The 15,502-nt window shown below is 53.2% G+C and carries 14 protein-coding genes and 1 pseudogene; 8 read left to right on the top strand and 7 right to left on the bottom strand.

Annotation, left to right across the window (positions count from 1 at the left end; genetic code table 11):
- Positions 1-4: 4 nt before the first annotated feature.
- Both caiA and caiT read right to left on the bottom strand, forming a co-directional pair.
- Positions 5-1,147: a crotonobetainyl-CoA dehydrogenase gene (gene caiA / locus C1P89_RS15440; RefSeq protein ID WP_000347117.1), complete on the bottom strand. Its 1,143-nt coding sequence runs from the start codon at positions 1,145-1,147 to the stop codon at positions 5-7.
- Between the two features lie 30 nt (positions 1,148-1,177).
- Complete coding sequence (gene caiT / locus C1P89_RS15435; RefSeq protein WP_000787103.1) at positions 1,178-2,692, bottom strand: L-carnitine/gamma-butyrobetaine antiporter; 1,515 nt, start codon at positions 2,690-2,692, stop codon at positions 1,178-1,180.
- Positions 2,693-3,163: 471 nt separating this feature from the next.
- Between caiT and C1P89_RS15430 the strand changes: the two genes are divergently transcribed.
- The 8 genes and pseudogenes from C1P89_RS15430 (at position 3,164) to folA (ending at position 11,065) form a co-directional block, all read left to right on the top strand.
- Complete coding sequence (locus tag C1P89_RS15430; RefSeq protein WP_000692204.1) at positions 3,164-3,934, top strand: electron transfer flavoprotein FixA; 771 nt, start codon at positions 3,164-3,166, stop codon at positions 3,932-3,934.
- A 14-nt stretch (positions 3,935-3,948) separates the two neighbouring features.
- Positions 3,949-4,890 (top strand): electron transfer flavoprotein subunit alpha/FixB family protein, encoded by a 942-nt coding sequence (locus C1P89_RS15425; protein WP_001091499.1) that lies wholly within the window; start codon positions 3,949-3,951, stop codon positions 4,888-4,890.
- A gap of 50 nt (positions 4,891-4,940) precedes the next feature.
- Positions 4,941-6,227: an FAD-dependent oxidoreductase gene (locus C1P89_RS15420; RefSeq protein WP_001287739.1), complete on the top strand. Its 1,287-nt coding sequence runs from the start codon at positions 4,941-4,943 to the stop codon at positions 6,225-6,227.
- Positions 6,224-6,511 (top strand): ferredoxin-like protein FixX, encoded by a 288-nt coding sequence (fixX, locus tag C1P89_RS15415; protein ID WP_000203741.1) that lies wholly within the window; start codon positions 6,224-6,226, stop codon positions 6,509-6,511. The genes C1P89_RS15420 and fixX overlap by 4 nt, the downstream gene beginning before the upstream one ends.
- Positions 6,512-6,569: 58 nt before the next feature.
- A pseudogene (locus C1P89_RS15410) lies at positions 6,570-7,901 on the top strand (MFS transporter).
- 107 nt (positions 7,902-8,008) lie between these two features.
- Entirely contained in the window at positions 8,009-8,539 is a 531-nt protein-coding gene (gene kefF / locus C1P89_RS15405) for a glutathione-regulated potassium-efflux system oxidoreductase KefF (protein ID WP_000600736.1), read from the top strand.
- The gene (gene kefC / locus C1P89_RS15400) at positions 8,532-10,394 is read left to right on the top strand and encodes a glutathione-regulated potassium-efflux system protein KefC (protein ID WP_000377103.1); all 1,863 of its coding nucleotides are present in this window, start codon (positions 8,532-8,534) and stop codon (positions 10,392-10,394) included. The genes kefF and kefC overlap by 8 nt, the downstream gene beginning before the upstream one ends.
- 191 nt (positions 10,395-10,585) lie before the next feature.
- Positions 10,586-11,065: a type 3 dihydrofolate reductase gene (gene folA / locus C1P89_RS15395; protein WP_000624375.1), complete on the top strand. Its 480-nt coding sequence runs from the start codon at positions 10,586-10,588 to the stop codon at positions 11,063-11,065.
- A gap of 77 nt (positions 11,066-11,142) precedes the next feature.
- Here folA and apaH read toward each other — a convergent pair whose 3' ends face one another.
- The 5 genes from apaH to surA are packed head-to-tail and all read right to left on the bottom strand — an operon-like array spanning position 11,143 to position 15,465.
- A complete protein-coding gene (gene apaH / locus C1P89_RS15390; protein WP_000257192.1) occupies positions 11,143-11,985 on the bottom strand; it encodes a bis(5'-nucleosyl)-tetraphosphatase (symmetrical) ApaH in 843 nt (280 codons plus the stop codon).
- 6 nt (positions 11,986-11,991) lie between these two features.
- Positions 11,992-12,369: a Co2+/Mg2+ efflux protein ApaG gene (gene apaG / locus C1P89_RS15385; RefSeq protein ID WP_000610901.1), complete on the bottom strand. Its 378-nt coding sequence runs from the start codon at positions 12,367-12,369 to the stop codon at positions 11,992-11,994.
- A gap of 2 nt (positions 12,370-12,371) precedes the next feature.
- The gene (rsmA, locus tag C1P89_RS15380) at positions 12,372-13,193 is read right to left on the bottom strand and encodes a 16S rRNA (adenine(1518)-N(6)/adenine(1519)-N(6))-dimethyltransferase RsmA (RefSeq protein ID WP_001065381.1); all 822 of its coding nucleotides are present in this window, start codon (positions 13,191-13,193) and stop codon (positions 12,372-12,374) included.
- A complete protein-coding gene (gene pdxA / locus C1P89_RS15375; protein ID WP_000241245.1) occupies positions 13,190-14,179 on the bottom strand; it encodes a 4-hydroxythreonine-4-phosphate dehydrogenase PdxA in 990 nt (329 codons plus the stop codon). The genes rsmA and pdxA overlap by 4 nt, the downstream gene beginning before the upstream one ends.
- Positions 14,179-15,465 carry a peptidylprolyl isomerase SurA gene (gene surA / locus C1P89_RS15370; RefSeq protein ID WP_000800457.1) on the bottom strand — a complete coding sequence of 429 codons (1,287 nt, stop codon included), beginning with the start codon at positions 15,463-15,465 and terminating at the stop codon, positions 14,179-14,181. Before surA ends, pdxA begins: the two co-directional genes overlap by 1 nt.
- Positions 15,466-15,502 lie beyond the last annotated feature (37 nt).

The raw sequence follows: 15,502 nt of genomic DNA, 5'->3' as shown, positions 1-15,502 counted from the left end.
GGACTTAGCGGTATTGCTTCAGCACCGCGCGACCCAGCGTCAGGATCTGCATTTCGTCAGATCCCCCGGAGACGCGGTCTACACGCAGATCACGCCAGAAGCGGCTGATGCGGTGGTTGCCCGCAATCCCGACACCGCCCAGCACCTGCATTGCGCTATCCACAACTTCAAATGCCGCATTGGCGCAGAAGTATTTGCACATCGCTGCATCGCCAGAGGTGATGGTGCCGTTGTCTGCTTTCCACGCTGCTTCATACAGCATGTTTTTCATGGAGTTTAATTTGATCGCCATGTGGGCGAATTTTTCCTGAATCAACTGGAAACGACCAATAGCCTCGCCAAACTGCACGCGCTGATTGGCGTAGCGCGCCGCATCTTCAAAAGCGCACATCGCCGTACCGTAGTTGGTGAGGGCTACCAGGAAACGTTCATGGTCGAACTCTTCTTTGACGCGGTTAAAGCCGTTACCTTCCCGACCGAACATGTCTTTCTCGTCCAGTTCCACGTCGTCAAAGGTGATTTCACAGCAGCTATCCATACGCAGACCGAGCTTTTCAAGTTTGGTCACTTTGATGCCCGGTTTGCTCATATCAACAAACCATTCGGTGTAGACAGGTTTGTCCGGAGAAGCCCCGTCGCGCGCCATCACCACGATGTACGGGGTGTAGGCGCTGCTGGTAATAAAACACTTACTACCATTAAGATAAATCTTACCATTTCTACGGGTATAAGTCGTTTTCAGGCTACCCACGTCGGAGCCCGCGCCCGGTTCGGTAATCGCTGAGTTCCACATCTGCTTACCGGTGCCGCGGAAAGCCATAATTTTGTCGATCTGCTCTTGTGTGCCTTCGCGCAGGAAGGTGTTGAACCCGCCCGGCAACTGGTACAGCACATAGGTTGGTGCCCCCAGACGTCCCAGCTCCATCCACACGGCGGCGAGAGTAACAAACCCCGCGTCCAGACCACCGTGCTCTTCAGGGATCAGCAGACTGTCGATACCCATATCCGCCAGTGCTTTGACAAAACGTTCCGGGTAGACGCTGTCACGGTCGCACTCGGCAAAATAGGCCTCCCAGTTTTCGCTGGCCATCAGTTCGCGGATACCGGCGACAAACAGTTCCTGCTCATCATTTAAATTAAAATCCATCTTTCAACCTCTTGATATTTTGGGGGTTAATTAATCTTTCCAGTTCTGTTTCGCGTCTTTAATAAAGGAGAGCGTCACCATAATGTTGACGAAGAACAGCGGGCATCCTCCGGCGATAATGGCGGTTTGAATCGGTTTCAGGCCGCCGAGCGCCAGCAGAACAATACCGATAATGCCAACCAGAATTGACCAACCGATACGCACCAGCAGAGGTGGTTCTTCACCATCGCGTACTTCGCGGCAAGTGGACATCGCCAGGGTATAAGAGCAGGCGTTAACCAGCGTAACGGTGGCAATAAAGCAGAGGATGAAGAAGCCCCACATGGTGGCGGTGCTGAGTGGCAGAGCGGCCCAGGTTTCAATGATGGCGCGCGCCACACCGTACTGTTCGATCAGATTTGGAATGTTGATGATGTTTTTATCTATCAACAGCAGAGTGTTACTACCGAGTACAGTCCACAGGATCCAGGTTGACGCTGTCAGCCCCAGCACCATGCCGAAGCACAGTTCACGCACAGTACGACCACGGGAGATGCGGGCGAGGAAGATACTCATCTGGATAGCATAAATCACCCACCATGCCCAGTAGAACACGGTCCAGCCCTGCGGGAAGCCGCCTTTAGCGATGGGATCGGTATAGAACAACATGCGCGGCAGATACATCAGCAACATCCCCACCGAATCGGTGAAGTAGTTCATGATGAAGCTGGCACCGCTGACAATGAACACCCAACCCAGCATCAGGAAGCTCAGGTAACTACGCACGTCACTGGCGATACGTACCCCTTTTTGCAGACCGCAAGCGACGCAAATGGCGTTGAGGATAATCCAGCAGGTAATGATGATAGCGTCCAGTTGCAGGGTATGCGGAATGCCAAACAACCATTGCATACACTCGGTCACCAGCGGCGTGGCAAGGCCCAGACTGGTACCCATCGCGAAGATCAAGGCGACGAGATAGAAGTTGTCGACGATAGTGCCGAACAACCCTTTGGCGTGTTTTTCACCTACCAGCGGCACCAGTGTCGAGCTGGGGCGAATCACTTCCATTTTGCGGACAAAGAAGAAGTAAGCGAAGGCGACTGAAAGGAAGCTGTAAGTGGCCCACGGCAGAGGTCCCCAGTGGAACAAGCTGTAAGCCAGCCCCAACTCTTTCGCCCCTGTCGAGTTCGGTTCTAAGCCAAACGGCGGGGTGGAGATGTAGTAGTAGATCTCAATCGATCCCCAGAACAGTACGGCAGCAGACGTACAGGAGGCGAACATCATAAAGATCCAACTGGCGGTACTAAATTCAGGTGGTTCGTTACCTAAACGCTTTTTGGCATACGGGCCAAACACCAGCCAGAACCAACCGAAAAGCATCACCACCATATACCATTCAAATGCCCATCCCCATACATTGGTGACGTAACTGAATACAGCATTAATAACGACATTCGCTGCATCCAGATCTCTGACTGTAAGCCAACAAAGTATGCCGACGATTATTAACGGCGGAAAGAAAACCTTCGGTTCTATTCCCGTTTTTCTCTTTTCATTCTTCATGAGTTAATTCCACTGTGAAAACGAATATTTATTTTGCGTTCCCGTTTGTTTTATTTTTGTTAACATTTGATATAATTATTATTAACCTCGTGGACGCGTTAATGGCTAACTCATAATGGGTATTCAATAAGCTGCATTCTGTGATTGTTATCACATTTTTTTCGGGTGAATAGAGGGCGCTTTTCTCGTTAATTTTGATTATTAATCAGTTTGTTATGTTGTGTTGTGAGTAAAAAAATAGCATCTGACTTTCAATATTGGTGATCCATAAAGCAATATTGAAAATTTCTTTTTTCTACGCCATGTTTTCAATATTGGTGAGGAACTTAACAATATTGAAAGTTGGATTTATCTGCGTGTGACATTTTCAATATTGGTGATTAAAGTTTTATTTCCAAATTAAAGGGCGTGATATCTGTAATTAACACCACCGATATGAACGACGTTTCCTTCATGATTTCTGGAGATGCAATGAAGATTATTACTTGCTATAAGTGCGTGCCTGATGAACAGGATATTGCGGTCAATAATGCTGATGGTTCATTAGACTTCAGCAAAGCCGATGCCAAAATAAGCCAATACGATCTGAACGCTATTGAAGCGGCTTGCCAGCTAAAGCAACAGGCAGCAGAGGCGCAGGTGACGGCCTTAAGTGTGGGCGGTAAAGCCCTGACCAACGCCAAAGGGCGTAAAGATGTACTATCGCGCGGCCCGGATGAACTGATTGTGGTGATTGATGACCAGTTCGAGCAGGCACTGCCGCAACAAACGGCGAGCGCACTGGCTGCAGCCGCCCAGAAAGCAGGCTTTGATTTGATCCTCTGTGGCGATGGTTCTTCCGACCTTTATGCCCAGCAGGTTGGTCTGCTGGTGGGCGAAATCCTCAATATTCCGGCAGTTAACGGCGTCAGCAAAATTATCTCCCTGACGGCAGATACCCTCACCGTTGAGCGCGAACTGGAAGATGAAACCGAAACCTTAAGCATTCCGCTGCCTGCGGTTGTTGCTGTTTCCACTGATATCAATTCCCCACAAATTCCTTCGATGAAAGCCATTCTCGGCGCGGCGAAAAAGCCCGTCCAGGTATGGTCGGCGGCGGATATTGGTTTTAACGCAGAGGCAGCCTGGTCAGAACAACAGGTTGCCGCGCCGAAACAGCGCGAACGTCAGCGCATCGTGATTGAAGGCGACGGCGAAGAACAGATCGCCGCATTTGCTGAAAATCTTCGCAAAGTCATTTAATTACAGGGGATGCTATGAACACGTTTTCTCAAGTCTGGGTATTCAGCGATACCCCTTCTCGTCTGCCGGAACTGATGAACGGTGCGCAGGCTTTAGCTAATCAAATCAACACCTTTGTCCTCAATGATGCCGACGGCGCACAGGCAATCCAGCTCGGCGCTAATCATGTCTGGAAATTAAACGGCAAACCGGACGATCGGATGATCGAAGATTACGCCGGTGTCATGGCTGACACTATTCGCCAGCACGGCGCAGACGGCCTGGTGCTGCTGCCAAACACCCGTCGCGGCAAATTACTGGCGGCAAAACTGGGTTATCGCCTTAAAGCGGCGGTGTCTAACGATGCCAGCACCGTCAGCGTACAGGACGGTAAAGCAACAGTGAAACATATGGTTTACGGTGGTCTGGCGATTGGCGAAGAACGCATTGCCACGCCGTATGCGGTACTGACCATCAGCAGCGGCACGTTCGATGCGGCTCAGCCAGACGCGTCACGCACTGGCGAAACGCACACCGTGGAGTGGCAGGCTCCGGCTGTGGCGATTACCCGCACGGCAACCCAGGCGCGCCAGAGCAACAGCGTCGATCTCGACAAAGCCCGTCTGGTGGTCAGCGTCGGTCGCGGTATTGGCAGCAAAGAGAACATTGCGCTGGCAGAACAGCTTTGCAAGGCGATAGGTGCGGAGTTGGCCTGTTCTCGTCCGGTGGCGGAAAACGAAAAATGGATGGAGCACGAACGCTATGTCGGTATCTCCAACCTGATGCTGAAACCTGAACTGTACCTGGCGGTGGGGATCTCCGGGCAGATCCAGCACATGGTTGGTGCTAATGCATCGCAAACCATTTTCGCCATCAATAAAGATAAAAATGCGCCGATCTTCCAGTACGCGGATTACGGCATTGTTGGTGACGCCGTGAAGATCCTTCCGGCGCTGACCGCAGCTTTAGCGCGTTGATCCACTCTGGCAGGGCTGCATTTTGGCCCTGCCGCTGACAGGGAGCTCTTATGTCCGAAGATATCTTTGACGCCATCATCGTCGGTGCTGGGCTTGCCGGTTCGGTTGCCGCACTGGTGCTCGCCCGCGAAGGGGCGCAAGTGTTAGTTATCGAGCGTGGCAATTCCGCAGGTGCCAAGAACGTCACCGGCGGGCGTCTCTATGCCCACAGCCTGGAACACATTATTCCTGGTTTCGCCGAATCCGCCCCGGTAGAACGCCTGATCACCCATGAAAAACTCGCGTTTATGACGGAAAAGTCAGCGATGACTATGGACTACTGCAACGGTGACGAAACCTCGCCATCCCAGCGTTCTTACTCCGTTTTGCGCAGTAAATTTGATGCCTGGCTGATGGAGCAGGCCGAAGAAGCGGGCGCGCAGTTAATTACCGGGATCCGCGTCGATAACCTCGTACAGCGCGATGGCAAAGTCGTCGGTGTAGAAGCCGATGGCGATGTGATTGAAGCGAAAACGGTGATCCTTGCTGATGGAGTGAACTCCATCCTTGCCGAAAAGCTGGGGATGGCAAAACGCGTTAAACCGACGGATGTGGCGGTTGGCGTGAAGGAACTGATCGAGTTACCGAAGTCGGTAATCGAAGACCGTTTTCAGTTGCAGGGTAATCAGGGCGCGGCTTGTCTGTTTGCGGGATCACCCACCGATGGCCTGATGGGCGGCGGCTTCCTTTATACCAATGAAAATACCCTGTCGCTGGGGCTGGTTTGTGGTCTGCATCATCTGCATGACGCAAAAAAATCGGTGCCGCAAATGCTGGAAGATTTCAAACAGCATCCGGCAGTGGCACCGCTGATCGCGGGCGGCAAGCTGGTGGAATATTCCGCTCACGTAGTGCCGGAAGCAGGCATCAACATGCTGCCGGAGTTGGTTGGTGACGGCGTATTGATTGCCGGTGATGCCGCCGGAATGTGTATGAACCTCGGTTTTACCATTCGCGGTATGGATCTGGCGATTGCCGCCGGGGAAGCCGCAGCAAAAACCGTGCTTTCAGCGATGAAAAGCGACGATTTCAGTAAGCAAAAACTGGCGGAATATCGTCAGCATCTTGAGAGTGGCCCGCTGCGCGATATGCGTATGTACCAGAAACTACCGGCCTTCCTTGATAACCCACGCATGTTTAGCGGCTACCCGGAACTGGCGGTGGGCGTGGCGCGTGACCTGTTCACCATTGACGGCAGTGCGCCGGAACTGATGCGCAAGAAAATCCTCCGCCACGGCAAGAAAGTGGGCTTCATCAATCTGATCAAGGATGGCATGAAAGGAGTGACCGTTTTATGACTTCTCCCGTCAATGTGGACGTCAAACTGGGCGTCAATAAATTCAATGTCGATGAAGAGCATCCGCACATTGTTGTGAAGGCCGATGCCGATAAACAGGCCCTGGAGCTGCTGGTGAAAGCGTGCCCCGCAGGTCTGTACAAGAAGCAGGATGACGGCAGTGTGCGCTTCGATTACGCCGGATGTCTGGAGTGCGGCACCTGTCGCATTCTGGGGCTGGGGTCGGCGCTGGAACAGTGGGAATACCCGCGCGGCACCTTTGGTGTGGAGTTCCGTTACGGCTGATGTTGGTTTGATACGTAACGCCGTACTGACTCTCATTGCAAAAAAACAGGAATAACCCATGCAACCGTCCAGAAACTTTGACGATCTCAAATTCTCCTCAATTCACCGCCGCATTTTGCTGTGGGGAAGCGGTGGTCCGTTTCTGGATGGTTATGTACTGGTAATGATTGGCGTGGCGCTGGAGCAACTGACTCCGGCGCTAAAACTGGACGCTGACTGGATTGGCTTGTTGGGCGCGGGAACGCTCGCCGGGCTGTTCGTTGGCACATCGCTGTTTGGCTATATTTCCGATAAAGTAGGACGGCGCAAAATGTTCCTCATTGATATCATCGCCATCGGCGTGATATCGGTGGCGACGATGTTTGTTTCATCCCCCGTCGAACTGTTGGTGATGCGGGTACTTATCGGCATTGTCATCGGTGCAGATTATCCCATCGCCACCTCAATGATCACCGAGTTCTCCAGTACCCGTCAGCGGGCATTTTCCATCAGCTTTATCGCCGCCATGTGGTATGTCGGCGCGACCTGCGCCGATCTGGTCGGCTACTGGCTTTATGATGTGGAAGGCGGCTGGCGCTGGATGCTGGGTAGCGCGGCGATCCCCTGTTTGTTGATTTTGATTGGTCGATTCGAACTGCCTGAATCTCCCCGCTGGTTATTACGCAAAGGGCGAGTAAAAGAGTGCGAAGAGATGATGATAAAACTGTTTGGCGAACCGGTGGCTTTCGATGAAGAGCAGCCGTAGCAAACCCGTTTTCGCGATCTGTTTAATCGCCGCCATTTTCCTTTTGTTCTGTTTGTTGCCGCCATCTGGACCTGCCAGGTGATCCCAATGTTCGCCATTTACACCTTTGGCCCGCAAATCGTTGGTTTGTTGGGATTGGGTGTTGGCAAAAACGCGGCGCTGGGGAACGTGGTGATTAGCCTGTTCTTTATGCTCGGCTGTATTCCGCCGATGCTGTGGTTAAACACTGCCGGACGGCGTCCATTGTTGATTGGCAGCTTTGCCATGATGACGCTGGCGCTGGCGGTTTTGGGGCTGATCCCGGATATGGGGATCTGGCTGGTAGTGATGGCCTTTGCGGTGTATGCCTTTTTCTCTGGCGGGCCGGGTAATTTGCAGTGGCTCTATCCTAATGAACTCTTCCCGACAGATATCCGCGCCTCTGCCGTGGGCGTGATTATGTCCTTAAGCCGTATTGGCACCATTGTTTCGACCTGGGCACTGCCGATCTTTATCAATAATTACGGTATCAGTAACACGATGCTAATGGAGGCGGGTATCTCGCTGTTTGGCTTGTTGATTTCCGTAGCGTTTGCCCCGGAGACTCGAGGGATGTCACTGGCGCAAACCAGCAATATGACGATCCGCGGGCAGAGAATGGGGTAAATTGTTCAGATTTCTCTCTTTTCTGAATCAATATTATTGACTATAAGCCGCGTGAATATATGACTACACTTTGTGGGAAAACAAAGGCGTAATCACGCGGGCTACCTATGATTCTTATAATTTATGCGCATCCGTATCCGCATCATTCCCATGCGAATAAACGGATGCTTGAACAGGCAAGGACGCTGGAAGGCGTCGAAATTCGCTCTCTTTATCAACTCTATCCTGACTTCAATATCGATATTGCCGCCGAGCAGGAGGCGCTGTCTCGCGCCGATCTGATCGTCTGGCAGCATCCGATGCAGTGGTACAGCATTCCTCCGCTTCTTAAACTTTGGATCGATAAAGTTTTGTCGCACGGCTGGGCTTACGGTCACGGCGGCAAGGCGCTGCATGGCAAATATTTGCTGTGGGCGGTGACGACCGGCGGCGGGGAAAGCCATTTTGAAATTGGTGCGCATCCGGGCTTTGATGTGCTGTCGCAGCCGCTACAGGCGACGGCAATCTACTGCGGGCTGAACTGGCTGCCACCGTTTGCCATGCACTGCACCTTTATTTGTGACGACGAAACCCTCGAAGGGCAGGCGCGTCACTATAAGCAACGTCTGCTGGAATGGCAGGAGGCCCATCATGGATAGCCATACGCTGATTCAGGCGCTGATTTATCTCGGTTCGGCAGCGCTGATTGTACCCATTGCGGTACGTCTTGGTCTGGGATCGGTACTTGGCTACCTGATCGCCGGCTGCATTATTGGCCCGTGGGGGCTGCGACTGGTGACCGATGCCGAATCTATTCTGCACTTTGCCGAGATTGGGGTGGTGCTGATGCTGTTTATTATCGGCCTCGAACTCGATCCACAAAGGCTGTGGAAGCTGCGTGCGGCAGTGTTCGGCGGTGGCGCATTGCAGATGGTGATTTGCGGCGGCCTGCTGGGGCTGTTCTGCATGTTACTTGGGCTGCACTGGCAGGTCGCGGAATTGATCGGCATGACGCTGGCGCTCTCCTCTACGGCGATTGCCATGCAGGCGATGAATGAACGCAATCTGATGGTGACGCAAATGGGTCGCAGTGCCTTTGCGGTGCTGCTGTTCCAGGATATCGCGGCGATCCCGCTGGTGGCGATGATTCCGCTACTGGCAACGAGCAGTGCCTCGACGACGATGGGCGCATTTGCTCTCTCGGCGTTAAAAGTGGCGGGTGCGCTGGTGCTGGTGGTATTGCTGGGGCGCTATGTCACGCGTCCGGCGCTGCGTTTTGTAGCCCGCTCTGGCTTGCGGGAAGTGTTTAGTGCCGTGGCGTTATTCCTCGTGTTTGGCTTTGGTTTGCTGCTGGAAGAGGTCGGCTTGTCGATGGCGATGGGCGCGTTTCTGGCGGGCGTACTGCTGGCAAGCTCGGAATACCGTCATGCGCTGGAGAGCGATATCGAACCATTTAAAGGTTTGCTGTTGGGGCTGTTTTTCATCGGTGTTGGCATGTCGATAGACTTTGGCACGCTGCTTGAAAACCCATTGCGCATTGTCATTTTGCTGCTCGGTTTCCTCATCATCAAAATCGCCATGCTGTGGCTGATTGCCCGACCGTTGCAAGTGCCAAATAAACAGCGTCGTTGGTTTGCGGTGTTGTTAGGGCAGGGCAGTGAGTTTGCCTTTGTGGTATTTGGCACGGCGCAGATGGCGAATGTGCTGGAACCGGAGTGGGCGAAATCGCTGACCCTGGCGGTGGCGCTGTCGATGGCGGCAACGCCGATTCTGCTGGTGATCCTCAATCGCCTTGAGCAATCTTCTACTGAAGAGGCGCGTGAAGCTGATGAGATCGACGAAGAACAGCCGCGGGTAATCATTGCCGGATTCGGTCGTTTTGGGCAGATCACCGGACGTTTACTGCTCTCCAGCGGGGTGAAAATGGTGGTGCTCGATCACGATCCGGACCATATCGAAACCTTGCGTAAATTTGGTATGAAAGTGTTTTATGGCGATGCCACGCGGATGGATTTACTGGAATCTGCGGGAGCGGCGAAAGCGGAAGTGCTGATTAACGCCATCGACGATCCGCAAACCAACCTGCAACTGACAGAGATGGTGAAAGAACACTTCCCGCATTTGCAGATTATTGCCCGCGCCCGCGATGTCGACCACTACATTCGTTTGCGTCAGGCAGGCGTTGAAAAGCCGGAGCGTGAAACCTTCGAAGGTGCGCTGAAAACCGGGCGTCTGGCACTGGAAAGTTTAGGTCTGGGGCCGTATGAAGCGCGAGAACGTGCCGATGTGTTCCGCCGCTTTAATATTCAGATGGTGGAAGAGATGGCAATGGTTGAGAACGACACCAAAGCCCGCGCGGCGGTCTATAAACGCACCAGCGCGATGTTAAGTGAGATCATTACCGAGGACCGCGAACATCTGTCATTAATTCAACGACATGGCTGGCAGGGAACCGAAGAAGGTAAACATACCGGCAACATGGCGGATGAACCGGAAACGAAACCCTCATCCTAATAAAGAGTGACGTAAATCACACTTTACAGCTAACTGTTTGTTTTTGTTTCATTGTAATGCGGCGAGTCCAGGGAGAGAGCGTGGACTCGCCAGCAGAATATAAAATTTTCCTCAACATCATCCTCGCACCAGTCGACGACGGTTTACGCTTTACGTATAGTGGCGACAATTTTTTTTATCGGGAAATCTCAATGATCAGTCTGATTGCGGCGTTAGCGGTAGATCGCGTTATCGGCATGGAAAACGCCATGCCGTGGAACCTGCCTGCCGATCTCGCCTGGTTTAAACGCAACACCTTAAATAAACCCGTGATTATGGGCCGCCATACTTGGGAATCAATCGGTCGTCCGTTGCCAGGACGCAAAAATATTATCCTCAGCAGTCAACCGGGTACGGACGATCGCGTAACGTGGGTGAAGTCGGTGGATGAAGCCATCGCGGCGTGTGGTGACGTACCAGAAATCATGGTGATTGGCGGCGGTCGCGTTTATGAGCAGTTCCTGCCAAAAGCGCAGAAACTGTATCTGACGCATATCGACGCAGAAGTGGAAGGCGACACCCATTTCCCGGATTACGAGCCGGATGACTGGGAATCGGTATTCAGCGAATTCCACGATGCTGATGCGCAGAACTCTCACAGCTATTGCTTTGAGATTCTGGAGCGGCGGTAATTTTGTATAGAATTTACGGCTAGTGCCGGATGCGACGCCGGTCGCGTCTTATCCGGCCTTCCTATATCAGGCTGTGTTTAAGACGCCGCCGCTTCGCCCAAATCCTTATGCCGGTTCGACGGCTGGACAAAATACTGTTTATCTTCCCAGCGCAGGCAGGTTAATGTACCACCCCAGCAGCAGCCGGTATCCAGCGCGTATATACCTTCCGGCGTACCTTTGCCCTCCAGCGATGCCCAGTGACCAAAGGCGATGCTGTATTCTTCAGCGACAGGGCCAGGAATCGCAAACCACGGTTTCAGTGGGGCAGGGGCCTCTTCCGGCGATTCTTTGCTGTACATATCCAGTTGACCGTTCGGGAAGCAAAAACGCATACGGGTAAAAGCGTTGGTGATAAAACGCAGTCTTCCCAGCCCCCGCAATTCCGGTGACCAGTTATTTGGCATATCGCCGTACATAGCGTCGAGAAAGAAGGGATAGGAGTCACTCGATAGCACCGCTTCTACATCGCGCGCGCACTCTTTGGCGGTCTGTAGATCCCACTGCGGCGTGATCCCTGCGTGGGCCATCACCAACTTTTTCTCTTCGTCGATTTGCAGCAAAGGCTGGCGACGCAGCCAGTTAAGCAGCTCGTCGGCATCCGGCGCTTCCAGCAGCGGTGTCAGGCGATCTTTCGGTTTATTGCGGCTGATCCCGGCAAATACCGCCAGCAGATGCAGATCGTGATTGCCCAGCACCAGACGTACGCTGTCGCCTAAGGATTTCACATAGCGCAGAACATCCAGCGAACCCGGCCCGCGCGCGACCAGATCGCCCGTCAGCCAGAGGGTATCTTTCCCAGGGGTAAATTCTACTTTATGCAGCAATGCGATCAGTTCATCGTAACAACCATGAACGTCGCCAATAAGGTATGTCGCCATATTCTTTTAATGAATGAGTGTGGGAACGGCGAGTCGGAATACGGGAATGTCGATGCTGAAAGGGACGCCATTTTCATCGATCATTTCGTAGTGACCCTGCATGGTGCCCAGCGGGGTTTCAATGATTGCACCGCTGGTGTACTGGTACTCTTCGCCAGGCGCGATAAGTGGCTGGACGCCAACCACTCCTTCGCCCTGGACTTCGGTTTCACGGCCATTGCCATTGGTGATCAGCCAGTAACGCCCCAACAACTGCACTGGCGCTCGCCCCAGATTGCGTATGGTTACGGTATAAGCAAAAACGTAACGTTCATTATCAGGTGAAGATTGTGCCTCAATGTAGACGCTTTGAACCTGAATACACACTCGGGGCGAATTGATCATCGTTAACTCTCCTGCAAAGGCGCGTTCTCCGCCAGATAGTTCGCCATCTGGCAATATTGCGCGACAGAGATATTTTCCGCTCGCATCGCCGGGTCGATCCCCATTCCCGTTAACACCTCGACGCTAAACAGGTTGCCGAGGCTGTTACGAATGGTTTTACGACGCTGGTTAAAGGCTTCAGTGGTGATGCGGCTCAACACGCGAACATCTTTAACCGGGTGAGGCATCGTTGCATGAGGAACCAGGCGCACGACGGCGGAATCCACTTTGGGTGGTGGTGTAAAGGCTGACGGCGGTACTTCCAGCACTGGGATCACGTTGCAATAGTATTGCGCCATGACGCTTAATCGACCATACGCTTTGCTGTTCGGTCCTGCAACCAGACGATTCACCACCTCTTTTTGCAACATAAAGTGCATGTCGGCAATGGCATCAGTATAGCTAAACAGATGGAACATCAACGGCGTGGAGATGTTATAAGGCAGGTTGCCGAAAACACGCAGCGGCTGACCCATTTTCTCGGCCAGTTCGCCAAAGTTAAAGGTCATCGCATCCTGCTGATAAATCGTCAGTTTCGGGCCTAAGAATGGATGCGTTTGCAGACGTGCCGCCAGATCGCGGTCAAGTTCGATGACCGTCAGCTGGTCCAGACGTTCGCCGACCGGCTCGGTCAATGCCGCCAGACCGGGGCCGATTTCGACCATTGCCTGGCCCTTTTGCGGGTTAATGGCAGAAACAATGCTGTCGATCACGAACTGATCGTTGAGAAAGTTTTGCCCGAAGCGTTTACGGGCTAAGTGGCCCTGGTGGACTCGATTATTCATTGGGTGTTAACAATCATTTTGATGGCGAGATTAAGCGCCGTAATAAAACTGCCGACATCGGCTTCGCCACGTCCCGCCAGTTCAAGCGCGGTGCCGTGGTCCACTGATGTGCGAATAAAGGGCAGGCCCAGCGTAATGTTCACACCGCGCCCGAAGCCCTGGTATTTTAGCACGGGAAGACCCTGATCGTGGTACATCGCCAGCACGGCGTCGGCGTTATCGAGATATTTCGGCTGAAACAGGGTATCGGCAGGCAGCGGCCCGTTGAGTTTCATCCCCTGCGCCCGCAGCTCGTTGAGCACCGGAATAATGGTGTCTATCTCTTCCGTACCCATATGACCGCCTTCGCCCGCGTGCGGATTCAGCCCGCAGACCAGAATGCGCGGTTCGGCAATACCAAATTTTGTACGCAAATCGTGATGCAAAATAGCAATCACTTCGTGCAAAAGTGCAGGGGTGATAGCATCTGCGATATCGCGCAGCGGTAAATGCGTCGTTGCCAGCGCCACGCGAAGTTCTTCGGTCGCCAGCATCATCACCACTTTTTTCGCCTGCGAGCGCTCTTCGAAAAACTCGGTATGACCAGTAAACGGAATACCTGCGTCGTTAATGACGCCTTTATGCACGGGGCCTGTGATCAGCGCAGCAAATTCACCGTTCAGACAGCCATCACACGCTCGCGCCAGCGTCTCCACCACGTAATGCCCATTTTCAATCGCTAACTGCCCCGCAGTGACAGATTCGCGTAGCGCGACAGGAAGTAGCGTTAATGTGCCCGCAGTTTGCGGTTGTGCAGGGGAGTTGGGGGAATAAGGGCGGAGGGTGAGCGGCAAACCGAGCATCGCTGCCCGGTCGGTAAGGAGAGTGGCATCGGCACAAACAACCAGTTCGACCGGCCACTCACGCTGTGCAAGCTGGACAACTAAGTCCGGGCCAATCCCGGCGGGCTCGCCGGGAGTGATCACAACACGTTGGGTTTTAACCATTAGTTGCTCAGGATTTTAACGTAGGCGCTGGCGCGTTGTTCCTGCATCCAGCTTGCTGCTTCTTCCGAGAACTTACGGTTCATCAGCATGCGGTATGCACGATCCTTCTGCGCAGCGTCGGTTTTATCGACATTACGGGTATCCAGCAGTTCGATTAAATGCCAGCCGAATGAAGAGTGAACCGGTGCACTCATTTGACCTTTGTTCAGGCGGGTCAGGGCGTCACGGAAGGCCGGATCGAAAATATCTGGTGTAGCCCAGCCGAGATCACCGCCCTGGTTAGCAGAGCCTGGATCCTGAGAGAACTCTTTCGCTGCGGCAGCAAAAGTCGTTTTACCACTCTTGATATCGGCAGCAATCTGTTCCAGTTTCACACGGGCCTGTTCGTCAGTCATGATCGGCGACGGTTTCAGCAGAATATGGCGAGCATGAACTTCGGTCACCGAGATATTTTTGCTTTCGCCGCGCAGGTCGTTAACTTTCAGAATATGGAAGCCAACGCCGGAACGAATCGGGCCAACAATGTCGCCTTTCTTCGCGGTGCTTAATGCCTGGGCGAAGATACCCGGCAACTCCTGAATACGGCCCCAGCCCATCTGGCCGCCGTTCAGCGCCTGCTGGTCGGCAGAATGAGCAATCGCCAGCTTACCGAAATCAGCGCCGTTACGCGCCTGATCGACAATGGCGCGCGCCTGGCTTTCCGCTTCGTTCACCTGATCAGAAGTCGGGTTTTCCGGCAGCGGGATCAGGATGTGGCTCAGGTTCAGCTCAGTGCTGGCGTCGTTTTGGTTACCCACCTGCTGCGCCAGGGATTCGACTTCCTGCGGCAGGATGGTGATGCGACGACGCACCTCGTTGTTACGCACTTCAGAGATAATCATCTCTTTGCGGATCTGGTTACGATAGGTGTTGTAGTTCAGACCATCGTAAGCCAGACGGCTGCGCATCTGATCCAGCGTCATGTTGTTCTGTTTCGCGATGTTAGCAATCGCCTGATCCAGCTGCTCATCGGAGATTTTCACTCCCATTTTCTGCCCCATCTGCAGGATGATTTGATCCATGATCAAACGTTCCATGATTTGGTGGCGCAGCGTCGCGTCATCAGGAAGCTGCTGCCTTGCCTGCGCAGCGTTCAGTTTTACCGACTGCATTAATCCATCAACGTCGCTTTCCAGCACGACGCCGTTATTGACGACGGCTGCGACTTTATCGACTACCTGGGGGGCAGCGAAACTGGTATTCGCGATCATGGCGATACCGAGAAGCAGCGTTTTCCAGTTCTTCATACTTTTTCCATTTCAATTAACCGCACTGCGGATTACG

The sequence above is a fragment of the Shigella sonnei genome (genome assembly GCF_002950395.1).
Classification (GTDB): Bacteria; Pseudomonadota; Gammaproteobacteria; order Enterobacterales; family Enterobacteriaceae; genus ECMA0423.
This window is presented reverse-complemented; position numbering and strand designations above follow the sequence as displayed.